The organism is Desulfolithobacter sp. (assembly GCF_054025815.1).
In genome coordinates, this window is sequence record NZ_JBPMMS010000042.1 from 40,642 (window position 1) to 64,039 (window position 23,398).

Consider the following 23,398-nt stretch of genomic DNA (forward strand, 5'->3'; position numbering starts at 1 on the left):
ATGTGGTGCCTTAAAAAGCACCTGATATGGTTCCAGCTGGTTTTAGCGCAGGAATACCAGCAGTTTTGTGTACTTCATGAAGACAATGATAAGTGCCAGGGCCAGCATCCGTTTCAGGAAAATCTCCGGAAGCTTCTTCTGGATCTTGGGACCGACCATACCACCGCACATGGCGCCGGCAGCAATGAGAGCTGCCATGATCCAGTCGGGCTGGTATCCCATGAGCGCGTACTTGGCAATGCCACCGGTGGAGGTGGCAAAGGTACCGGCCAGGGCTATGGGTACGGCCAAATACATGGGATATCCCACCAGAGTGGTCATGAACGGCATAAACATGAAGCCACCGCCGACACCGAAGGACGAGGCGATTACCCCCATGACGACACCACCGATAAGCATCATCAGCGGCCGGGCGACAAAGGTCTCGCCCCAGAAACGCATGTCGAAGGAAATGAAGTTGAATTTATCAAACTCGATCTTGCCCATCTCCATAGCCTTGCCGGATTCCTTGGCTTCCTTGACCGCGGCGTTGAACTTCTGGACAATGGCCTTCATGGCCTTTTTCTTCTCAATGGAACTCGGCAGTGACTCGGTGAAAAGCTTGATGCCGATAACAAGACAGATAATGCCGAGGTAGAATTTGAAAGCCGCCAGGTTCAGATACTTGGCCGAAAGCGGAGGACCAATGAAAAAGGCGCCGGTAACAATACCGATGGCAAAGGGGATGGCCACCGGGTAGGCGAACCGTTTTTCCTTGAAGTAGGTCATCAGACCGGTGATGGGCGAGCACAGGGTCAAAAACAGGTTGGTCGGCTTGATGGTGTTACCGGCGTTGATACCGACCGGACCTTTGGTTCCAATGACCGTGATCTGGAAAGCCGCGGTGAACAGACCACCGGCAGCACCCATGATTACGAACAGGACGCCGATGATAAACGCGCCGCCAAAGACGATCAGCGGGTTCATGTAGACATTGGCGGTTTTGAAGAAGAAGGTGGATTTTTCAATGGTAAAGGTATCAACCTTCTGTCCGTTGACATACACATCCAGCGCCGCATTGGGAGCGATGTTCTTGTATGGTGTCATGGTGACCGAGAACTTACCGGTTTTCTTGTCCAGGGTCAGGCTGACACCTTCGTTCCATTTTTTCGGCTGGGTGTTGTAGTCCGTCATGACCATCCGGGCATTACCGCCACCAAGGGGTTTCTCCTTGGAAACCGTATTGATGCCGAACTTCTTCTCATGGACATAGATCAGGAACTTCCACTGCATTTCCGAGGTAATCGGACCGAGCATGGCCTTGATCGAGTCATCGATCTCATTCCATTTTTTGATCTTGTTGACCTCAACCTTGTACTTGAAAGGCGGAAAAGCAAAAATGCCCTTGGTCTGTCCCTTCCAGGCCTCCTTAGGGGTTGCCAGCTTTTCCGGCACATTGGTGATTACGTAGTAGTTCGGCGGGATAGGGGTATCACCAAAGGCATTCTTGCCCTTCTTTCCTTTCATCAGCCGGGCTCTTTCCTTGGGCCCGGGAGCCTCTGATGGCCTGAACATCTTCTGGGTATTGATAACCACGAACAGGTCCTGTCCGGGCTCGATAGTGCCTGATACCGTAATCGACTTACCGGCTTTTACCTTCTGGGAGGTCAGCTTGGCATCCAGTGCCATTGCTCCTGAACTCACAAGCAGCAGACTCGCCAGAATAATTCCGAGTAACAGTGATATTCTCTTCATACAGCTCCTCCTTGTTTTTATGTTTTGTGAACCTTCCACCCGGGGAAACTTTGCCCGCGGCCGGTTCAGTTGCAAAAAACGAATATCTCATGATTGAGACCAGACAACATTCTTTCCTTAACCTGTTGTTGTAAGCACCTCCTGTTGGTTACCGCACAGAACCGTTTCCGCGCATTGATCGTATTGTATTCCTTTCTGCCTCTCTTATTTGAGTTCGACAATCTTTGTCTCGCCCACATAGTCCCGGCTTTCAAACCCTGTCATGCTGGTCATTTTCCGGGTCAACTCGCTGATGGTTTTCAGATTGCGGATAACTGTATCCAGTTCCTGCCTGTGTTCTTCCCCGGGCAGATCTTCCAGAAGCAACTGGGCCGTACCTATGGCTGCAAAAAGCGGAGAGTTGATCTCATGGGCGACGGTGCCGGCCATCTCCACCACGCTCTGGAGCTTGATCCGCTCCATCTGCTCTTTCTCAAGACGCAGCTTGGTGGTCACATCACGTATAATCTCGATTACATACTGAACATTACCATCGGGATCGAGCATGGGGGACGCAGTTCGTTCGTACCAGCGCTCCTCGCCGTTCTCAGTCATCCGGTGCAGTTGGGTGGCAACATCGCCGGTGGCAAAAACCCTGTCCACCGGGCAGGATTCGTCCAAATCATCGGTGGCCGGGCAGAGATCGTGATAATCCATCCCCAAAACCTCCCCTTCGGACAACCCCAGCTCTTCAAGCATGACCCGGTTGGCAAGGACCACATGTTTCCGGCGATCGATCACCACAAGCCTTGGACGGATACAGTCAAGGATGTCACTTAAAAATCGCTCGTTTTCCTCGATCTGGGCAAAGAGCATGTTCATCTTCTGGTAGGTCCGCGCATTCTGTATGGCCGTGCCGCTGGACTCGGCCACAGTGGAGACAAAGTTGACCTCCGAGGAGGTGAAACAGTGATGTTCATCGGTCAGGATCCGCAGCACTCCGATGACCTCCCGGCCTACCTTGATTGGCACGGCAAGCAACGATTTGATCCCCTCCTCTTCCATATGTTCCCTGTAGAAAACCCGCTTGTCGCTGGCCACATCGTAAATGGCCACCGGGTCACCGGAAAGAACCATGACCACGTTCTTTTCCGCCTCGATCCGGCCCCGCTGGAGATAACGGTCAGAGAGACCATAGGAGGCTACCAGCTCCAGCTTGTTGGTCTGCGGGTTGAGAAGCCTGATAGAGGCTGCCTTGGCGCCGATGGAGCGGGGCACGCGCTCGACGATGGTATTGAGGACTGTATCCAGATCCAGAGTGGAGTTGACCAGGCGGGAAATGTCCTGGACCTCTTTCATGAAATCCACCTGGTTTTCCATCTCCCTGAACATCCGGGCATTGGATATGGCAATGCCCACCTGTTCCGCCAGGGCCATGGAGAAGGAGACCTCCTCGGCGGAAAAAACCCGGTTGGACCTGGTCAGGAGCCGCATGATACCGATGATGGAATCCTGGAATAGAATGGGCAGAGTGAGGACCGACTTGATCCCCTCGCGACTGGCGGCTTCCCGGTCTACATAACCGGGATCCTTGTCCAGATCCGTCTTGGCTACCGGGTAGCCTGACTTGATCATTTCCATGGTCTCTTCGGTATCGATAGACTGACGGGAGAGATATTCCATGGACAGACCGTAGGCAGCGCCAAGAACGAAGGTGTTACTTGAGGCATCGAGGAGGCGGATGGTACAGGCATCCACATCGAGCAGATCGGGCAGGCTGCGGACAATGGTATCCATCACCTGCTGATGATCGAGAACCATTGAAATCAGCTTGGTAACCTTCTGAAATACCTTCAGAAACTCCTGCTGCCTTGTCGGCCTGCTCTCTGGTACCATATCCTTTTCCTGTCTGACAGATCAGACTTGGCCTGTTTTTTCCTTGACCTTTGAGCTCAGGACCTTTTCAACCTTTTCTTCCAGTTCATCGCGATCAATGGGCTTGACGCAATACTCATCAGCCCCCAGGCTGATCGCCTCCCTGGCTGTTTCCACAGTGGGATAACCGGTGAGCATGATGGCATGCATTTCCGGATTGATGTCTTTCAGCAGGGCCAGCACCTCCACTCCACTCATCTTCTTGAGTTTGATATCGAGAATCGCCAGATCGATCTTGTTTTCCCTGGCAAAGTTCACCGCGTCATCTTCTTCGGTAAAGGTGTGGACGTTGTGTCCTTTCTTGGAAAGAATCTTTCCGATGAGGACGGTTGCGTCCTGAACATCATCGAGAGCCAGTATTTCTGCCATTGTTTTTCCTCCTTGGTTGTTGATGTAGTGCCTTGCCGGTTTTGGTTCACAGGGCGACCGGGTCCGGCTCCTGAGCCAGCGGCAGCAAAATCCTGAACCTGGTCCCCTGAATCTGTTGTCCTGAATCACGGTCCTTCACCGGACTCTCCACTTCGATAGTGCCCCCATGGTCCTTGATGATGCCATAGGAAACCGAAAGTCCAAGCCCGGTACCCTTGCCGACAGCCTTGGTGGTGAAAAACGGGTCAAAAATCTTGTCTTGGACCTTTTTCGGTATGCCGTGCCCGGTGTCTCGCACCTCGGTTGCCACCATGTTGTGCTCCCTGTCATGGTACGTGGAGAGATAGAGATCACCCCGTCCCTCTTCCTCCATGGCATGGCGGGCGTTGTTGATGAGATTGACAAAAACCTGGCGCAGCTTTTCAGCATCGCCGATCACTTCCGGCAGGTCCGGATCCAGATCGAGATGTACCTGAATATGATCCAGATTGAGACTGTGCTCGGTCACCGCGATTACATCGGTAAGTATCTCGTTCAGAGATAGATTCTCCCTGGCCGACTCGGACTGACGGGAAAACTTGAGCAGGTCAGCGACGATCTTGCGCGAGGCCTTGGTCTGGCGTTCAATGACCGCCAGGTTCTGATAGACCTCGGAATCCTCGGGAAAATCGTCCATCATCAGCTGAGTGTAACCAAGTATGATACCCAGCGGAGTATTGATCTCATGGGCTACACCGGCGGCCATCTGGCCCACTGATGCCATCTTTTCACTGGCCACCAGCTGCTGCATCATGGTCTTGACCCGAGTCAAATCCTTGGCTATTCCCTCGCAGCCTATCATCTCGCCCTTTTCATCGAAAATGGCGGTGGCAGACAGAAGCACATTTATGACCGAGCCGTCCCGGCGTTCGAATTCCACCTCGAAATCCTTGATGAACCCTTTCTGGTGCATGGTCTCGAAATAGGTGAAAATATCTTCTTCGTTATGAAAAATCCTGTAGAGATTGAGCTGGGGTGCAGCGCTGGGGTCATAGCCCAGCATCTCCAGGCCCGACTCATTGATGTCCATGAGCTGCTGATGGGTATCGCAGAAGAAGACCATATCCTTGGAATTGGAGAAGAGGTGGCGAAATTTCTTTTCCGACTTTGCCAGCTCGGCGGTGCGCTCCTCGATTTTTTCCTCCAGATGCAGGTTCAACTCACGAAGTTCGCTGGCCGCTATTTCAAGGCGCCTGTTGGCCTCCTTGAGTTTGGAAGCCCGCAGTTCCACCGCATGATAGGCCTCAACCCCCTTGTGATAAAACACAGTGACCGCAGAAACAGAAATAAGCAGCAATGTATTGAATCCGCCCGAAAACGGGGCAATCACGGTCCAGATATCACCATTGCCGGAAAAAAAGAGAAACTGCTTGACGATATGGCCCGCAGCACGCGAAATGGAGAAGGCCACCAAGGCAACACAGAAATAAAAAAGAAACCCCCAGAGGAAGTTCTCGGGCTGTCTTTTGGTCAGCAGATAGGCGTAACGAAGCGAAAAGACGGCCAGAACAATATTTGTGACCGAGCCTACCATGTCGGTGGCTATGGTGACCTGGAGCGGCAGATTCACGGCTTGCCCTCCTCATTGTCACTGTCCTCTATATTTCGATAAAAACAACGCAGGCCCAGAAAGAGAAAGAGCAGGGCCGGTACACAGAGCAAGTGATCCAGCTTGCCAAAAAAATAGATGATTTTAACCAGGTTCACCTCACCGACGAGGTGGGTCGGCACATGGTCGTTGCCAAAGGCAAAATCTTCGGGCATAAGCAACAGTTCGGCCGCATGGCCGGTCAGGGCGAGAATATTCCAGGCAATCATGAAGATGCAGAATATCTGCAGGCAGACCCAGCCCCGCCCGGAAAACGAAGTCCGGCGGATATCCCAGAACAGGTAACCCAGGGCACAAATAAAAAAAACATGGGCCATCTGGTGGACATAGAGTCCTTCGGGGGGACCATGGGACTGCAAGGCCCAGGCAGCGTCTGGAACTGAGAGGAGGAGAGTCAGGGAAAACATGCCCCATACCGCTGCCTGGATGCAGCAAAGGAGAAGCGTCCTAAGCCCGATTACAAGCCATCTCCCAGGCGCAACACCTTGGTTGCACCTGATCCCTCTCCCTGCTTCCCAGCAAGGCCGTTGTCCGGGAATAGCTTTTGGGCGAATCGTTGTCACTGTCGACGCTCCTGGATATTTCAACGATGAAATAGAGTTACAAAATCCCCATCACGTTCACCTTTAATCAAGCACATGGAATGCCAACTGACAGAAAAAAAGCGCCAGAAAACAAAACTACGCCTTTTCAATATGTTACAAAGACAAAGGAAAAATAGCCTGGAGAAAGGAAGAGGAACTTAAAGAGAATAAAGAAAATTGGGAGCCCACAGGTGCAACCGTATGGTTGCAGATGAAACATTTTGTATGCACCGAGGAGAAAAATCGTAAATATACAACCCCAAAAAAACGCTATTCCGGTATATTAAGCGCCCTGGCCACGCGGGGGTGGATCAAGGCCAGGAGGTCGTGACGGGAAATATATGGGCAGGGTTTGCCGTAGGGATAGTCGCGGCACTGCTTTGGCCTGGCCTCATGCACACTGCATCGTTTACTGAGCCGGTCATTGGCAAGAAAGATACAGGAACCATCCTTGCGGGTTTTGAAGGTATACTTGCCCTCCATGTATTGCTTGCGGACCTCGCCGTCGGAAATACCGAAATGCCTGGCCAACCGGTTGATATCGTCGGCCATGATATAGAGAGAGGCCCCCTCGAGCCGGTAGCAGCAATAGCCGGGACAGTAGTGACAATAGACCTGGTCCTGGTCAGAAGATGAGGAAAGAGAAAAGGAACCCATCAACGGAAATCCTCTGATTTGATCCCGTGCCGCCGCATGAGACGCTGGAAGGCCTGGCGTTCCATACCACACTGTCTGGCTGCAGCAGAAACGTTGCCATGGGTGGCAGTAAGTGCATTGGTCAGATAGGAACTGGTGAAACAGCTGATCACCTCCTCCTTGGCCTTTTTATAGGGCAGATGGAGAAAGCAGGCCTGAGTGCGATTGGCAACTGCATCGCCCGGAATATCGGCTTCGGAGTCGGTGATCAGATCGCCCGGGGCGATCCGGGGCCCCGAACAGAGAAGGACCGCCTGGTTGATGGCATTCTGCAGCTCACGGATATTGCCCTTCCAGGTCCGGCGCATGAGACACTGCAGGGCTTCGGGGGTAAATTCCAGGTCGTTTCGGCCATACTCCTTGCTGTAGAGCTCGAGAAAATGCTGGGCCAGCAGAGGGATATCGTTGACGATCTCCGCCAGGGTGGGCATGGTCACGGTCATGACATTAAGACGATAAAAGAGGTCTTCACGGAACTCGCCTCTTTCGATCTTGGCCTCCAGATCCTGATTGGTGGAGGCAAGAACGCGGACATCCACCTTGATGGGCCTTGTCTGACCCAGGGGCTGGATCTCCTTTTCCTGAAGCACCCGCAACAGTTTGGTCTGGATCGAGATGGGAATATCGGCAATCTCATCAAGGAGGATGGTGGAGCCGTCCGCTTCCAGAAAGAGACCGTCCTTGTCGCTGTCAGCCCCGGTAAAGGCCCCTTTTCGATATCCAAACAGCTCAGACTCCAGAATCTGTTCAGGCAGGGCCGGGCAGTTGACGGTGACCATCCGCCGCCGCCCCCTCTTGCTCATTGCGTGCAGAGCCCGGGCCGCAAGCTCCTTGCCGGTGCCGGACTCGCCACGGATGAGCACCGTGGCATTGGATGGAGCCAGCCGCGCGAGAAGATCGAGCGTCTGGCAGAGCCGACGGGATTTGCCGACAAAGCCAAAGGCCCGCTGGTTCTCGGTCAGACGTTGCTGCAGCTGCAGGTTTTCCCGCAGCAGCCGGGTACGCTCCATGGCCCGGGTGACCGCATGGACTATCTTTTCGTTTTCAAATGGTTTCTCGAAAAAATCATAGGCCCCTTCCTTGAGGGCCTGAACGGCCATTTCAATGGTTCCGTACCCGGTCATGATAATGGTGGAAATGGTGGAATCAAACCGGGTCAACCATTCCAGGAACTCCAGCCCATCCATGCCGGGCATCTTGATATCGGTGATCACAACATCGGGAACCCAGGACTTGATCTTAACCATAGCCTCGTGGGCCGATGGTGCGGTCTCCACCTCGACGCCACATTTTTTGGCGATGACCTTGGCCAGCATGCGCAGCATATCCAGTTCGTCATCGACAACGAGTACTTTCCTGCCCAAATCGTGCTGATCCATTAGCTATCCGCTCCATGATGCTGCATCATGGCATGGAAATAAACCTGGACGAATTTTCCTGAAACCGTGTCGGCCATGGAAAAACACAACCCCTCCGCCGGGGGAAATTCCCCGGTCAATGCAAAATAGACGTTTCGTGAAAGGTTGGCAAGCCTGTCTTCCACGTCCTGCCTGATACGAAGATCCTCAAAGCCCCATACCCGGCAACGCAGCGGTCGCTCATCAAAAAGCTGGCAGCCCGTATCAAGCCGCAGGGGACAGTAAAGCCCGGCATCGGCAAACCGGTCAGGACCAGCGGCAGGTTGCTCATGGCGGAGCTTCTTTATTTTAGCAGCAAGTCGGGTTGCACGTTCAATGGCCCTGTAACGGTCCTCCTGCTTGAGACGGCGGTTTATGGCCGAGTGGAGAGCAATGCTTTCGATGAGAGTCAAGGTGAAATATTCCCGACAGCAACGACTGTTCTTCGTGCCGCACCCGGGAGAGAGGGCACGTTTTTCCAGTTCCGTGTCCACCTCGGCCACCAGTTCACGGTAGGCTTGAAGATGCGGTTCCATGTCTACTGTCGAATGGGGTTCGATGGCCGGCTCGGCCAGACTCAACTGGCCTTCCTTTTTCCCATACTTGCGCAAAAGGCTCCACTGACTGTAATTGGTCGGCCCGGCCGGAGTGTTTTTCAGTTTTTTTTCCGCCATCTTCATGCCAAGTCCCTTGCGCAGAAGATACGCCGAAACAAAGGTCCCGGTCCGGCCGTGACCGTGACGGCAGTGGACAAGCACCTTCTTGCCCAGATAGATGGCTTCGTCGAGCCATTCCAGCGCCTTTTCCATCTCCTCCATATCCGGCGCACATTCGTCAGGAATGGGAAGATAATAGACCTCGAAACCGGAATTCTCCTCTATTTCATGCAGATCGCAGTATTCACCGCAAAGATTGACAATGGCATCGATTCCCTGATTACGGATGGAGTCGAGCTCGGCATAGGACATGGGTGCATAACCTACCGCAAGCTGACTGGTGATCCAGATAAGGGGATAGCGATGCTTCTTTTCTTTTGCCTTTTTCTTGCGCCCCTTCCCGGACCTGAACCAGATCATGACGACTCCATGGAAGAAAAATTGTAGTGTCCCTGAAAAAAAGCCTGGACAGCCACATCCACATCATGTTCATCGTGCAGTACCATATCCATGAGCTTGGTGGCACCAAGCAGGCGGCCGAGCATGTCGAGCCGCCGGGAAAGGGTGTCGCTGTCCATCTCGCCAAGACGACCATCGAGAAGATCCGCCCGGACCGTCACATCGAAACCAAGCTCCTGAAGAACACGACGAAGAAATTCAATCCTGAGCTCCCTGCCGGTAAACTCGCCGCCACCCCCGGCAAAACGAAGCATGCAGTAATTGGTCCGGTCCTCGGGGCCGCACAGGGCATCAACCTGGGTGAAATGATAACCAAAGCGCATGTTCATGTTCAGATAATCCCGACTTATGACAGCATAGGTCGCCAGATCGGCCGAGCCCTGGCCTGCGATCCCGCCGGCAAGGGCCACATCGTCATAGGTCTTCCAGTCAAAATGTCCGTGTGAGTGCCAATCAATACCAGGATGACTGATCCCTTTCCACAGGGCCAGAAACGGATGACTGGTAATCTGGCCGAGGGTTACACTGTTTCCCTGAATCCTGCCTGGTTTCAAACCGTCGCCCACGTCTATCAGGTAAATATCCAGCGGCAGATCGGTCTGCAGGCGGAAACATTTCCCGGCCGAACCGGTAAGGGAATCACCCAGGGAAAACATGGTCTGCACCGCCTTTTCATGGACAAACCGAATGATGTCATGGAGGGAGCGACACGAACGGGGAACAAAATCTGAAGACGAGGGATCCACCAGTTTAAGCGGGGTTATAAAATCGAGAATGGCCCGCAACTTCTTAAACCAGGGCAGATCCTCCCGGGAGGGGCGATCCGCTGTTTTCCTGTTTGCCAGCAGAAAACTGATCCGGCCGGGATAGACTACCCGGTTGTCCGCGTCCAGAGTCACAGTCATCCCGTGCGCAAGAAGGCGGGTAGCTTCGCCCGTAGCCACCAGCAACGGAATACCGAATTCCCGGCATACCGTGGCAAAATGACCGGCAGTGGACCCCTTGTCCGCCACCACCCCGCCCAGACGGCTCAAGATCCGAACCAGGGACGGGGCGGTGTTCTCCGTTACCAGTATGGCACCTTCGGGAATATCACCAAGGGCGTGTTGCGCATCCACCCGATAGACCTCCCCACAGGCCACTCCGCCGGATGCCCTTTCGCCGCCGTCTAAGAGCGGTTTCACTGTGATGGGCGGCCGGAACTCCTCCTGCTTCCCCGAACCGCCACCCTCTTCCACGGCCAGAGGTCGGCTCTGGACCAGAAATATTTCCCTGTCAGGCCCCAGGGCCCATTCCACATCGCGAGCCGAAGAGAAATACTCTTCTATCCTTACCCCCCAGCGACCAAGGTTGCGAACCTCTTCGTCGGAAAGAACAGGTTCGCCCTGATCCCTGGCAGGGATCGGCACATCCTCGAGCTCACACTTCCCTAACCGGCGCATCATCTGATGACGTCCAGGATAAAAGGAGACGACCTCCATGGTCTTGCGGGATACCGCATAGATATCAGGCAGGGTTTCCCCGGAAACAAGAGGCTCCCCCAGACCGAAAACAGCGTGAACAACCAGACGATCGGCGGCCGAGGCGTCCGGATCCCGGGTATACATCACCCCGCTGGCCCTGGCGTCTACCATGTTGAGCACCAGGACCCCCATGGGAGTCTCCTCGTCGCCAAGCCCCAGGGTGATCCGGTAAAAAAGAGACTGGGGACTGTACTTGGAGGCCAGAACCTGACGCATGGCATCGAGAATTTTCTCCTGCCCGACCCCGAGCACACTGGTGTACTGTCCGGCAAAGGAATGACCGCTGTCTTCGGCCACGGCAGATGAACGTACAGCGACAAGTACCTCATGCCCGGTCCGCTGCTTGAGACCGGAACAAGCCGAGAACACAGCTTCCCGAATATCCGGAGGGATTTCCGCCTCCAGAATCAGAGACTGAAGACGGGCCGATATCCGGCCCAGGGAGCTACTGGATTCGATATCTAACTCGACCAGCAGTTCATCGATCCGTGAACGCAGGTTGTTGTATTCCAACAGGTAGTTGAAGGCCGTGGTGGTGATGACAAAGCCATCAGGAACCGGGGCCCCGAGTTTGCGGATGAGCAGGCCAAGATTCCAGGCCTTGTTGCCACCCATCTCAGGAGTAAGATCCGGATCTTCCAGTGAAAGGACATAGGGGGGCGTGATGTTCAGGGACGGAGGGGCAAGAAGAAAACGGACATAAAAGTCAAATTTGCGGTAATACTCGCGCAGATCGACCCAGGCCCCGGGTGCCATTCGTTCCAGACAGGAAACCATACCCTCCACTTCGTGACTGAAACAATCGTAACGTTTACGAACCGCAGCCAAATCTTCACGTTTTCCCTGATAGTAAAGGATCTCGAACTCTGCCATGAGCTCATGGCAGCGGGAATCATGGACCAACAGTTCCTTGAAGGCCTCATAGGTCTCGCGCAGCACAACACCAGGGGCAAATATTCGATATGTCCAGTGTTTGAAAAGATTTGCGACTGTCATGCCTCTCTTGATCCTCCGTGATGCATCACAGGGTCCGTACTAGACCGATAATGCAAGGGAAAAAATACAAGTCATCTCAGGTGCCCCATCAACAATGCTCATACCCCTGGAAATCTATCCGTTCAGGCTCCCCTTCGTCCCTGTCCCCCCGGATGAGAACCACGCCTCGCCCCCGGACGATCCACCCGATCCTGCTCACCGGCACGTTCTGGTCTGCGGCCAGAGACTGGATAGTTTTCGCTGCGGACGGAGGGGCGGTAAACAGGAGTTCATAATCCTCACCGCCGCGAATCATCCAGTCCATGGGATCTCGGTCCAACAGGACAGCGGCCCGATCCAGGGCCGGATGACCGGGCAGGAGCCTGGCCTCAACCATGGCTCCTACCCTGCTCTCCTTGCAGAGATGGGCCAGATCCGTGGCCAACCCGTCGGACAGGTCAAGCATCGCCCGCGCCACCCCGCTTCCAGCCAGAGCGAGTCCCAGTTCAACCCGGGCCCGGGGATCCAGGTGACTGGTCAGGAGAGGCTTGAAGTCGGGATCTTCGAGACCGTTACCCAGGCGGAACAGGTCCAGTCCAGCTGCCGCCAGGCCAAGCTTGCCACTGACCCAGATCTCGTCACCGGGCCGGGCTTCGCTCCGATAGATCACCGCCTCCCGGTCCTGTTCACCGATAATGGTCAAAGTCAGGGTCAGCCCCCTGGGCGAGGACACCGTGTCACCGCCAATGAGCAGGCAGCCATACTCCCGGCAGGCTGAATCGAGGCCGGCCATAAACTCCTTAAACCATGCCTGATCCAGCTCAGGGGTAAGGCCCAGAGAGAGCAGCAGAAACTTCGGTTCACCACCCATGGCCGCCACGTCGCTGACATTAACCGACACCGCCTTGCGACCGAGCTGGTAAGCCGGGTGGAAGCGCAGATCAAAATGGACCTGCTCAACCAGGGAATCCATACTGAGCAACCATACGCTGCGGTCGGTCCTGCTGATGACCGCGCAGTCATCACCAATGGAATGTAGAAGGCCCTGGGCCAGCTCCTTCTGGCCCACAAGATCACTGATGGCCTGAATCATTTCACGCTCTCGCATCACTGGCCAAACTCCTCTGGATAGTATTTGGGCAGGTAGCTGGTGAGAAAATTCCGCACTTCTCCGCCGTCGCCGCACTGGAGCACCCGGTTACCCAGTTCACGAAGCTGTTTGGAGCAGGAGTGGCGCAGGATCCGCTTGACAAACGGCAGGGCCGAGGGCCGCATGGAGAGTTCGTCCACCCCAAGGCCCAGCAGCACCGGCACGGTTACCACGTCTCCGGCCATCTCCCCGCAAAGCGAGACCTCGATTCCCCTGGAATGAGCCGCTTCCACGGTCTGACGAATCATACGCAGGACTGCCGGGTGAAGTGGCTCATACATATGGGCCACGTATTCGTTACCACGGTCGATGGCCAGGGAATACTGGATCAGGTCATTGGTACCGATACTGAAAAAATCCACTTCGGCCGCCAGGGTGTCGGCCATGATCACGGCACTTGGCACCTCGACCATGATCCCCACCTCGACCCTGGGGTTGAACGGCAGGCGATTTCGCTTAAGCTCCTCCATGACCTGGACAAAAATATCCTTCACCCTCCGCAACTCGCAGAGAGAAGAAATCATCGGCATCAATATGCGCAGCCGTCCGTGGGCAGAAGCCCGCAGCAAAGCGCTGAGCTGCACCTTGAACAAAGAGGGCTCCCGCAGGGACAAGCGGATGGAACGTAATCCCAGGGCCGGGTTACGTTCCCGCCCCAGCCGTACTCCACTGGTACAGAGATGACCGGTAAACTTGTCGCCGCCGGTGTCCAGGGTCCGGATGGTCACAGGATGAGGCGCCAGGGTAGTGACCAGGTCCCGGTAGGTGGCATAAAGCATCTCTTCATCCGGCACCTGCTCGCGGTGAAAATAATCGAACTCGGTACGGAACAGACCTATTCCCTCGGCACCGTAGCGCAGCACCGTGTCCAGTTCATCCTGCATTTCGATGTTGGCGGCCAGCCGGACCCTGTGTCCGTCCAGAGTCTCGGAAGCAAGATGGATGTAAAAGGCCAGTTCCTGGGAAAAATCACGATGCTGGCGCTCATATTCCAGGTACTGTTTCTGCTGATCAGGGGTAGGATGAAGGTAGACCCGCCCGGAGAATCCATCCAGAATGATACGATCGCCGGTAACACATTCACGGGTGATGTGTTCCAGGCCAAGAACCGCCGGGATGCCAAGCGAACGGGCGACAATAGCGGTGTGTGAGGTAACTCCACCGGACTCGCAGACAAAACCAAGGACATTTTCCGACCGCATCCCCATGGTGTCTTCCGGCGAGAAGTCATGGGCCACAACGATGACAGGCTCATCGATACCGGACAGCGGGGTCAACTCCCGTCCCGAGAGCAGTCCAAACACCCGGTCGGCCACATACTTGATATCGTTGTAGCGATCCTTGAGATAGGGGTCGTCAATGCGGTCGAACTTTTCTTTTATTCTCCCCAGGGCTCTGGCCAGGGCCCACTCGGCGTTTATCTGTTTTGTCCTGATAATCTCCACCGTGCGATCCAGGATCATCCGGTCTCGCACCATCAGGATGTGGGAATCGATGATGGAAAGGGAATCGGCCAGATCTTCGGCCAACTGACTGCGGAATTCCTTAAGCTCAGCTTCCGCCTGATCAACCGCGGTCCGGAACCTGTCAACTTCACTGTCTATCTGTTCCGGTGGCAGATGATACCAGCCTGCCCTGCGGGTACGGCGCATGAGTACCAGGACCCGGCCCACCACGATACCGCCGGAGGCGCCGATACCATAGAAGGTCCTGGGTTCCGGCCCGGTAGCCTGCGCGCTGCTGTGTTTCATGGATCTTTTTCCTGTTCCAGGATTTTCACCACTTCCTCCAGGGCCAAGGCAGCGTCTTTGCCCTCAGCCCGGATCGTCACCCTGGTTCCGGCGACCAGAGCCAGGCTCAGGATATCGAGAATGGATCCACAGTCAACATCCTCACGGTCCCGGATCAAACGGATTGCAACCTCACGATTCAGAACCACCCGGGCCAGAGCGGCGGCCACCCGACCATGGACGCCCCTGGCATTACAGACAACGCACTCGCGCTCCAGCACCTTTTCCGCTGATCGCAAGTCTTCGGGCCCCTGTTCCGCGGCTGGAGACATGCAAAGGCTCTCTATCCCGCAACCAGCTTATTTGACAACCCGGAGCCGGGTCTTTCCTGTTTTCTTATCCGGTCCGGGCTGCGCCCCCCTGGGCGGACCAGGCTGATCGAGATCGAAGCGGACCGCCTTGACAAAACGCTCTTCCCCGCCCATGGTAAAAATTTCCTGGCCGGTCATTTGCGGAGTGCGCAGGGTCCAGGTCATCTTCTGTGGCGGCACGGTGAGCACCTGCATAGTCACATGCCACCATTCATCACGACGCGAGGTATCCCTTTCAATGGCGGTCACCAGAGCGTAAACAAGCATCTGCGGTTTCCTGGCCACCAGCAGCACCAGGTCCCCCGGTTCGGTAGTATCCTTGAACTCCACCACCTGTTTCAACTCTGCTATCAATTTTTCCATGGGCATCTCGATTCCTTCTCCCGCAGGAGTTTCCCGTTCCTCCTGTTGCTTTCTGGTGCCAGAATGATCTCCGTCAAAAACCCGGGTTACCCTTACCGGTGATCGTTGTCCTGCAATTTTCCGCGCTCGCGGCTCAACCCTGCCCGCCAGACCAGATCCCTGCCCTCGACCGTACCGCGCAGAGCCAGGGCCCGGAACATGGACAAGCCATCAAGCAGAGGATCGATGATTTGATCAACCAGTATCCGGCTTCTGCGCGCGGCCTCCTTGTCCCAGATGGACAAGAGGATGCTGCCCCAGGCGGCGAACTCCTTGAGGCCGGGAACCAGACGGGATACACGGGCGAAAAAAATCACGTTCGACGGTTTCATCATGCCAACATCCACCTCTACAAAGGCAGGATCATCGGCCAGGCGAGGATTCGCCATGGCATACGCCCCTGCAGCAGGCAGGATTGCATCGATCTGATCCCGACCGTCGGCAACGATCATAAATTTTTCCAACAGTGCATAGGATGGCTGCATCAGTCCGTCTGCGGCCATCAGTGAAACAATTTCTCCACCGTCCACCTTTTCCCGCCGCAGAGGTAAACCTTCAAGCCAGGGAGCCAGTAGGGAGGCCAGTCTCTGACGGTCCCGCACTTCGACGCACAGACAGATTCTCGGCACCGGGACAAAGCCGGAAGTTCTGATCTCGGATACATTAAAACCAAATTCTTGGCCAAAGAGCGAGAAAAATGCGTCCATGGACAGGCCAGAGTGCTTAAGAACCACTCTTTCCATTTTCCTGGCCTGCGGACCTGGTACCTTCTGCCACCAGGCGGGAAGATCAAGCCAGTTGGACCAGAAATAGACCACCAGATCTGCCGGCATGACAGATATCTTCCTGTTGAGAACCGGGCTCCTGGCAAGCAGATTCTGCCCCAGAGGACCCAGACGGTCCGTGTCCGGACGGATTACCGTGGTCAGGCGCACCACATCCGGGCCGCGATCCAGAAAAAGAGCGCCGCATTCCAGCTGAGCCAGAAAATCGCGCAACAATTCCAGGTTCTCCTTCTGATCCGCACCGCCTGACAAAGTGGCACCAACCAGGTTGGCGATCCCGGAAAAATCAACATAAAAAAAGACATCCCGGGCCTGGCCTCCTTTCTTGAGCAGGTCCATATACCCTGAACTGTTAGCAAGTCCTGTCCGGCTCCTTGTCAGGCGGGAAAGGTTTTCATCCAGACATTGTCTGAGCGGCTCAGGATCCAGGGAACAGAGCAACAGGCCATCAATACGGGTTACATAGAGGGTCAGATTCCGGGACAAAAGATATTTCCGAATGACCCTGCCCTGATAGTGCTCCATACCGACACCCAGCCCCGGGGCCACAACGGTGTCGAGCAGGTCAAATATCCGGGCGGGATAGGCGGGCTCGGTGACCACCACAATCTGTTTATGGATCGAACCGGACCCTGCCCCGGTTTCCCGGGCAGGAAGCAGGGTGACAAAGACCCGGCGGCTGAAAAGTTCCCTGGCCAGGGAAGAAGTTGCCAGCCGGTCAATTTGCGGGATCTGTTTGAGAATCTCTCTGGCTATATCTTCGTCCATTGCCAGATCAGCCAGGACCCCGGCCCAGTCGATGGCGCACAGACGGACTCCCAGTGGTGTCCGCAGGAAACTATGATAGGAGGCAACAGGGTTGTTCAGGGCAAAAACAGCACTTGCCGAAGCTGGAATAACCTCTTCAGGACGGACCTCTTTGTTGAGGCCGGTACCAAGGAAATAACCGGAGCCGGCGAAGAGTGCCAGCAGGGCAAAAAGGAGCAGCAACCGCTTCACCTCTTTCCCTCCGAAACAGATGGCGCCTGAGTCCGCGCAGACCGGCCGGCGGAGGAGAGATATTTGCGTAAAAGAGCCAGGAGGGAAGCCGCATCGATGGGCTTGGCGATATAATCGTCCATACCGGCGGCAAGACACTGGGCCCGATCCTCTTCCATGGCATGAGCGGTCATGGCAATGATGGTAATATGGTCTCCCCTTTCCTGTTCAAGTTTCCGGATCATCCTGGTGGCCTCGAGTCCGTCCATATCAGGCATCTGGATATCCATGAGAATACAATCAAACTGGTACTCCTGCCAGGACGTAACCGCTTCCCGGCCACTGGACGCCACACTCACCTGATAGCCGGCCTGCTCCAGCAGGGTCACGGCCAGGGTTGTGTTGATGTATTCATCCTCGACCAGAAGGATGGCACCGCCCGGCGAGGTCTGCGGAACTTTGGTCGACCTGGAGCCACCATCACCGGACACCTTGACCGAGACCATGGTGAAGGGAATCCGGACCGTGAAAATGGTTCCTCTTCCCTGTTCACTTTGCAGGGCGATGTGTCCGCCCATGAGATCCACCAACCGCCGTGAAATGGACAGACCCAGACCTGTGCCGCCAAAATGACGGGAATGGGAAGTATCGGCCTGGACAAAAGCCTCGAACACGGCTTCCCGGTCTCTGGAAGCTATGCCGATACCGGTATCGATAACTGTAAAGATGAGCCAGGCTGTGTCTGTTTCAAAATCGATTTTCTCCAGGTCCACCTTGATGTGCACCCGCCCCTCACTGGTGAACTTGATGCCGTTTCCGGCCAGGTTCATGAGAATCTGGCTGAGCCTGGCCGAATCACCGACCAGGTCCTCCGGGACTTTATCGTCGATATCAATACCAAAGGAAAGTCCCTTTTCCAGAGCCTGAACCTGGAGGTTGCCGTGGAGAGCGGCAAGGAGATCACGGAGACTAAACGGCTGCAGGTCCAGCTCTACACGGCCGGCCTCGACCTTCGAGAAATCGAGGATGTCGTTGATGATATACATGAGCCGATCCGAGGAGACCCGGATCAGTTCCAACTGCTGTCTCTGGGGCTTTGTCAGCTTGCCTGCAAGCAAGAGATCGGTCAGGCCGATGATACCATTCATGGGAGTACGGATTTCATGGCTCATATTGGCCAGAAACTCACTCTTGGCCTGGCTGGCGGCCTCGGCCTGTTTCCGAGCCTTCTCCAGGTCACGCTCCACCTGCTTGCGGCGGGTAATATCGGCCACAACCCAGACCATGCCCTCTCTCAAGTCCGGACCGGCGATGGCCTTGCCACTCAGCAGGCAATCGAGAATGGTGCCATCCTTACGCTGCAGCTGATATTCAACATGTTCCAGGTCCCGCCGGGCCATCTGGCGGCCGAACTGGTGAACAAAGCTGCGAAAAGACTCCCGGGACGGGAAAAAATCACGCACATCCGCGCCCAGGACCTCGTTCCTGGTGTAGCCGAAAATCTTGCCAAACTGATCGTTGACAGTGGTGACGCACCCATCCCGGACCAGGGCGATACCGACCAGGCTGGCACTGAGGATCGTTTCCAGCTCCTGCATGGCCTCGCGGCGATCAGCCTCGGCCCGGCGTCGCTCAAGCCTCCCCTGGCGCACCTCATCCACCAGAAGGTGTTCCTTATGGCGCTGAACAATCATGAAAAAGGCTGTCAGGCCAAGACCGAGAACAGCCAGGCACCCAAACAGGACTGCCAACACCGGATAGGGAGCCGGATAGAGGCCGGCCAGCTTCCAGCCATCAAGAGCCAGCGGAGCCATGTTCAGCAGATAGCGGGTGTTGTTCCACTCCACCATGGAATCAATGAGTTGAAATGGCAGGGGGTCCAACGGGTGCTCGCTGAACTGACGGCTGGCACGAATCCTGGCCAATTCTTCAGGTGACAGGGGAAAGGCAGCCTTGAAGAGCAGATCTGGATCAGTGGCCGACAGAACGATCCCATGGGGCGAAAGAAGAAGCCCCACCTGTTCATCGGAGAGCACATCCATGAACGAATCGATGGATTCCAGCCCTGCCTTGACCACCACCACCCCAACCGGAGTGGTTTTATCCTCGGCAAAAACCGGGGCCGAGAAATAGATACCCCGCCTGTTGGTGGTCACTCCCACTGCGGCATACTGAAACGATTCGCCGGACATGGCCCGGGTGAAGTAGGGCCGAAAACGGTAGTTCCTGCCGGTCAGGCTCTGTCCATTGCCATAAGGAGAAGAGGCAACGACCGTGCCATTGCGGTCCATGACATAGACAATGGCGGCATCGAGGACGTCCCGGGCCGTGCTCAGCACACGGATCAGGTCCGTTTCATCCACTGGTGCGCCACCAGAGCACACCAGCTGGACCAGCGGCGAACGAGCCAGGCGGGAAGCGGCCTTTCCCATGTGAAAGACTATAAACTCGTCGATTTCAAAAACGATATGCCTGAGAGCAGTTTGCTGGCGGGCACTGTAGATCATTCGGGCCGCCTGGTCTGCCAGGATAACCACCCCGGCAAGGGTCAGGCAAACCAGGATGAAAAGCACCGCCAGTCTCCGGCGGATGGCGCCAGTGAACTGCCCGCCACGACGCAGAAACGACATCTTCGCTGTCCCGGACTCAGACATGGTACTGAAAACTGGAAACTGGACGGTCTCCCTGGCCGTTCCCCCACCTGGTGGTGGTGTGGACAGACGTCCAGCCCCGGCCGGCGTCAGGTGACCTGGAGGTGATGTAATGAAAAATGGTCAAAAAAACGAAAGGATCTGGTTACGTAATTAGCGAAAAGTCCTGGCTCAAACCGGCCAGATCTTCCCAGCTAGGTTCCGGAGAAGATCCGTTTGAAGCCCTCACAGTTATTCTACAAGTATTACAAAAACTTTGAAACAGCGCGAAGTATTTCTTTTTCCGGCCGATATATTTTACCTGTCGAGAACGGGGCAAACAACTGATCAAATAAAAGTTGAAAGGCAGTCCAGCTGAGGGAAAAAGCAATACCACTCATAAAGAAAATCCGGACCGCAGTCCCGGGTGAAAAAAAAGCAAAAAAAAAGCCCCTGCCCGGCCCCGGAAGGGGAGCGGAGACAGGGGCGGCCCTGCAGGAGGTAACCAGAAGGATCAGGCAGAGGATCCTGCCCGACCTTCCTTGAACCGTTGTTCTATAACCAGGGCCGGTTTGATCAGGATGGTGACCACAAAGGCCCCGGTGGCCAGAATACCAAGGGTTATGAGGATCTCCGGTGTACTCGGAGTGTAGTCCACCACCTCGCCAAGGGGCGAGGGAATGAAGCCGGGAATAATCAGGCCAAAGCCCTTTTCAATCCAGATACCGGTGAAAAGGCTGATCGCCGCAACCATCAGGTACTTGGGATTGCATTTTGTCGGGTCAAAGGCAAAGAGCAGAGTCCCGAGAATATTGAGACTGATCGCCGACCAGATCCAGGGTACCAGGGAATCGTGCCCGTCCAGCCCGAAGAAGAGGTACTGGGCCGAAAGCGAGTGGTGAGTCACAGTGTAAAACTCCTTGAAGACTTCGGAGAAAAGCATGACCAGGTTGATGACTGCAGCCACCACAATGATTCTCTTCAGTTTTCTGAAAATATTCTGATCAATGGGATAGCTGGTCATCTCCTTGATAACGATCAAGACCATCATGATAACCGCCGGGCCGGCAGCAAAGGCAGAGGCCAGGAACCGGGGACCAAGCAGCGGGTTGTTCCAGAACGGCCTTGCCGGCAATCCCTGGTAGAGAAAGGCTGTAACCATGTGAATGGAGACAGCCCAGAAAATGGAGAGAAAGACAAAGGGCTGATACTTCCAGCCCACTGGCTTGCGGCCATGATAGTTGGAATAGAGAATGTAGAGCGGCACCAGACTGTTCAGAGCCAGGTAGCCGTTCAAGACCAGCATGTCCCAGGTGAGAATGGAGGAGGGCCAGTTGAAGAGCCCGATCCCTGGTATCATGTGCCAGACCTTGAGCGGTCCCCCCATATCAACGGTGATGAAGAGCAAACACATCACGAGTGCTCCCACCGCCACCCCCTCGCCTATGATGACCACTTCGTGCAGATCCCGGTCTTTGAGGATATAGGCCGGCAGAATCAGCATAACCGCTGCAGCGGCCACGCCGACGAAAAAAGTAAAATTGGAGATATACAGACCCCAGCTGACAATATCACTCATGCCGGTGATCATGAGCCCTTCCTGGAACTGGCGCCCGTAAGCCAGGGCTCCGGACACCATCAGGACGAGCAGGACAGCCAGGTACATCTTGAATCCCAGACCGCCGCTAAACGCCCAGCGCAGGCAGTCTGAGATGAAAGCAACGAATCCGTTCCTTGGGTTGGTAGTCATTATATTTCCCTTCTGTTATTGGCCTTGTGCCATCAATCCATGAAATACCAGAACTTGGGGTCGGTCCCCAGGTCTTCCTTGAACCGGAAGACCTTCTTGTTCTGCAGGACAAAACGGATCTCACTGTTTGGATCAAGCAGATTTCCAAACACCCTGGAACCGGTGGGACAGGCATCGGCACAGGCCGGCAGCTTGCCCTGACGGGTCCGCTGCACGCAGAAGGTACATTTTTCCATGACCCCCTTCATCCGCATACGGTTACCCAGATAATGCTGCTTGCGGTTGATCTCGTCCCTGGGCACCACCGGGTCGCCCCAGTTGAAACGACGACCCCAGTACGGACAGGCCGCCAGGCAGTAACGGCAGCCGATGCACCAGTCGTAGTCCACCACCACAATGCCATCGGGCTCCCGCCAGGTGGCCTTGGTGGGACAGGCCTTGATACAGGGGGCGTTTTCACAGTGAAAACACTGCACGCCCATATAAAATTTATTGTCCACCGGCACCTCATGGAAATACTTGCCATCACCGCTGGAGGGATCCAGTTTACCCGGATCCATCTCAAAGATCCGGATATACTGGGTCTTGGTCCTCCGATCCAGGTTGTTCTCCTGCACACAGGCCTCCACGCAGTCCATGTAGCCCTTGCAGCGGGAAATATTGAAGGCATAACCGTAGAGAACATTCTCACGTGGTTCCTGGTTGGACATCTGGATATCGATGCCCCGCTGGAGCTTGGCCAGCCGCTCAAGCCGGGCCACGGTTTCGTCTTTTTCTTCCTGGGTCATCAGCCGGTAATGTTTCTTGAAATACTCCTCCCACTTCAGGCCCATTTCCTCGGTGGCCTGTGAACCACCGCAGCCACCGACCACCAGGCCGGCCGAACCGGCCGCAGCGGCAATGGACATGTTCTTCATGAAGTCGCGGCGGGAAGACTTGTTCTCTGAAATTTCTTCTAACTGCATACGACCTTCTTTCTTGTTGCTGGGTTCCATAATCGCACCCCCTCTCAATCCAACGGCAGAGAATATGTCGCCGGCATTTTTTTAGGAAAGGCAGGGGAGTGGGGGTTGTGGCAGCTGGTACAGTTTCGTACCACCCGTTCTCCAGCCCAATATGCCTCGCGCTTGCCGTGTGCCCCTCCAAGCCAGTCACGCTTCTGGCGAAAATGACATTTTCCACAGAGTTGATAGCTGTGATCAAAATCAATTTTCTGCCCCTGTTTATCGATCAGAAAATCTCGATTCTCAATGGAATGACACTCGATACAGGTCAGCTGGTTCTCTCCCAGACCATGGTTGAGCCTGATGTCGCCGTGGGTAAGAGCCGCACCGTCCTGGACCAGCATAGGCTTGTCGTTGTGACAACTGCTGCAGCGGTAACGCCTGATCTCGCCCTTGCGGGCCAGCACCTTGAAGCGACCACCCTGATAGGTCTCTTTTGCCCGCACTGTTTTGACCGGCAAAGAATAGGCCGATTCGATCTTCATGCTGTCAAACGTTTCTACTGCATGGTTAATCCGGGCCATGACCGAGCCCGACCCGTGAGAACCGGACTCTCCGACGGCCTGAATGGGCAGAAACACCGCTGCCAGCGCCAGGAGGGACAGACCGGCACGATAAGGTAATTTGCTCATAACGTATCTCT

The 23,398-nt window shown here is 55.3% G+C and carries 18 protein-coding genes; all 18 read right to left on the minus strand.

Annotated features, from left to right (window positions below; all coding sequences use genetic code 11):
* Positions 1 to 42: 42 nt before the first annotated feature.
* The 18 genes from ACXJJY_RS11760 to ACXJJY_RS11845 all read right to left on the minus strand — a co-directional run bounded on the left by ACXJJY_RS11760 (position 43) and on the right by ACXJJY_RS11845 (position 23,387).
* On the minus strand, positions 43 to 1,734 hold the full coding sequence (locus ACXJJY_RS11760) for a sulfite exporter TauE/SafE family protein (protein WP_456388002.1): 1,692 nt from the start codon (positions 1,732 to 1,734) through the stop codon (positions 43 to 45).
* 204 nt (positions 1,735 to 1,938) lie between these two features.
* Positions 1,939 to 3,609 carry a GAF domain-containing protein gene (locus ACXJJY_RS11765; RefSeq protein ID WP_456388004.1) on the minus strand — a complete coding sequence of 557 codons (1,671 nt, stop codon included), beginning with the start codon at positions 3,607 to 3,609 and terminating at the stop codon, positions 1,939 to 1,941.
* 21 nt (positions 3,610 to 3,630) lie between these two features.
* Positions 3,631 to 4,017: a response regulator gene (locus tag ACXJJY_RS11770; protein ID WP_456388006.1), complete on the minus strand. Its 387-nt coding sequence runs from the start codon at positions 4,015 to 4,017 to the stop codon at positions 3,631 to 3,633.
* 46 nt (positions 4,018 to 4,063) lie between these two features.
* Entirely contained in the window at positions 4,064 to 5,626 is a 1,563-nt protein-coding gene (locus ACXJJY_RS11775) for a two-component system sensor histidine kinase NtrB (protein ID WP_456388008.1), read from the minus strand.
* Entirely contained in the window at positions 5,623 to 6,072 is a 450-nt protein-coding gene (locus tag ACXJJY_RS11780) for a hypothetical protein (RefSeq protein ID WP_456388010.1), read from the minus strand. The genes ACXJJY_RS11775 and ACXJJY_RS11780 overlap by 4 nt, the downstream gene beginning before the upstream one ends.
* Positions 6,073 to 6,519: 447 nt before the next feature.
* Entirely contained in the window at positions 6,520 to 6,906 is a 387-nt protein-coding gene (locus tag ACXJJY_RS11785) for a YkgJ family cysteine cluster protein (protein WP_456388012.1), read from the minus strand.
* Positions 6,906 to 8,324, minus strand: a complete 1,419-nt coding sequence (locus ACXJJY_RS11790; protein ID WP_456388014.1) for a sigma-54-dependent transcriptional regulator — start codon at positions 8,322 to 8,324, stop codon at positions 6,906 to 6,908. The genes ACXJJY_RS11785 and ACXJJY_RS11790 overlap by 1 nt, the downstream gene beginning before the upstream one ends.
* Complete coding sequence (locus tag ACXJJY_RS11795; protein ID WP_456388016.1) at positions 8,324 to 9,418, minus strand: protein-tyrosine phosphatase family protein; 1,095 nt, start codon at positions 9,416 to 9,418, stop codon at positions 8,324 to 8,326. The genes ACXJJY_RS11790 and ACXJJY_RS11795 overlap by 1 nt, the downstream gene beginning before the upstream one ends.
* A complete protein-coding gene (locus tag ACXJJY_RS11800) occupies positions 9,415 to 11,976 on the minus strand; it encodes a PEP/pyruvate-binding domain-containing protein (RefSeq protein WP_456388018.1) in 2,562 nt (853 codons plus the stop codon). The genes ACXJJY_RS11795 and ACXJJY_RS11800 overlap by 4 nt, the downstream gene beginning before the upstream one ends.
* Before the next feature lie 88 nt (positions 11,977 to 12,064).
* A complete protein-coding gene (gene thiL, locus ACXJJY_RS11805; protein WP_456388020.1) occupies positions 12,065 to 13,063 on the minus strand; it encodes a thiamine-phosphate kinase in 999 nt (332 codons plus the stop codon).
* Positions 13,063 to 14,856: a phosphoenolpyruvate--protein phosphotransferase gene (ptsP, locus tag ACXJJY_RS11810; RefSeq protein ID WP_456388022.1), complete on the minus strand. Its 1,794-nt coding sequence runs from the start codon at positions 14,854 to 14,856 to the stop codon at positions 13,063 to 13,065. Before ptsP ends, thiL begins: the two co-directional genes overlap by 1 nt.
* Positions 14,853 to 15,167 carry an HPr family phosphocarrier protein gene (locus tag ACXJJY_RS11815; RefSeq protein ID WP_456388024.1) on the minus strand — a complete coding sequence of 105 codons (315 nt, stop codon included), beginning with the start codon at positions 15,165 to 15,167 and terminating at the stop codon, positions 14,853 to 14,855. The genes ptsP and ACXJJY_RS11815 overlap by 4 nt, the downstream gene beginning before the upstream one ends.
* Positions 15,168 to 15,194: 27 nt before the next feature.
* Entirely contained in the window at positions 15,195 to 15,569 is a 375-nt protein-coding gene (locus tag ACXJJY_RS11820) for a hypothetical protein (protein WP_456388026.1), read from the minus strand.
* 92 nt (positions 15,570 to 15,661) lie between these two features.
* The gene (locus tag ACXJJY_RS11825) at positions 15,662 to 17,392 is read right to left on the minus strand and encodes a hypothetical protein (RefSeq protein ID WP_456388028.1); all 1,731 of its coding nucleotides are present in this window, start codon (positions 17,390 to 17,392) and stop codon (positions 15,662 to 15,664) included.
* The gene (locus tag ACXJJY_RS11830; protein WP_456388030.1) at positions 17,389 to 20,001 is read right to left on the minus strand and encodes a PAS domain-containing hybrid sensor histidine kinase/response regulator family protein; all 2,613 of its coding nucleotides are present in this window, start codon (positions 19,999 to 20,001) and stop codon (positions 17,389 to 17,391) included. Before ACXJJY_RS11830 ends, ACXJJY_RS11825 begins: the two co-directional genes overlap by 4 nt.
* 514 nt (positions 20,002 to 20,515) lie before the next feature.
* A complete protein-coding gene (gene dsrP, locus ACXJJY_RS11835; RefSeq protein ID WP_456388032.1) occupies positions 20,516 to 21,751 on the minus strand; it encodes a sulfate reduction electron transfer complex DsrMKJOP subunit DsrP in 1,236 nt (411 codons plus the stop codon).
* 32 nt (positions 21,752 to 21,783) lie between these two features.
* Positions 21,784 to 22,716 (minus strand): 4Fe-4S dicluster domain-containing protein, encoded by a 933-nt coding sequence (locus ACXJJY_RS11840; protein WP_456388034.1) that lies wholly within the window; start codon positions 22,714 to 22,716, stop codon positions 21,784 to 21,786.
* A 44-nt stretch (positions 22,717 to 22,760) separates the two neighbouring features.
* On the minus strand, positions 22,761 to 23,387 hold the full coding sequence (locus tag ACXJJY_RS11845; protein WP_456388036.1) for a hypothetical protein: 627 nt from the start codon (positions 23,385 to 23,387) through the stop codon (positions 22,761 to 22,763).
* Positions 23,388 to 23,398: the final 11 nt, after the last annotated feature.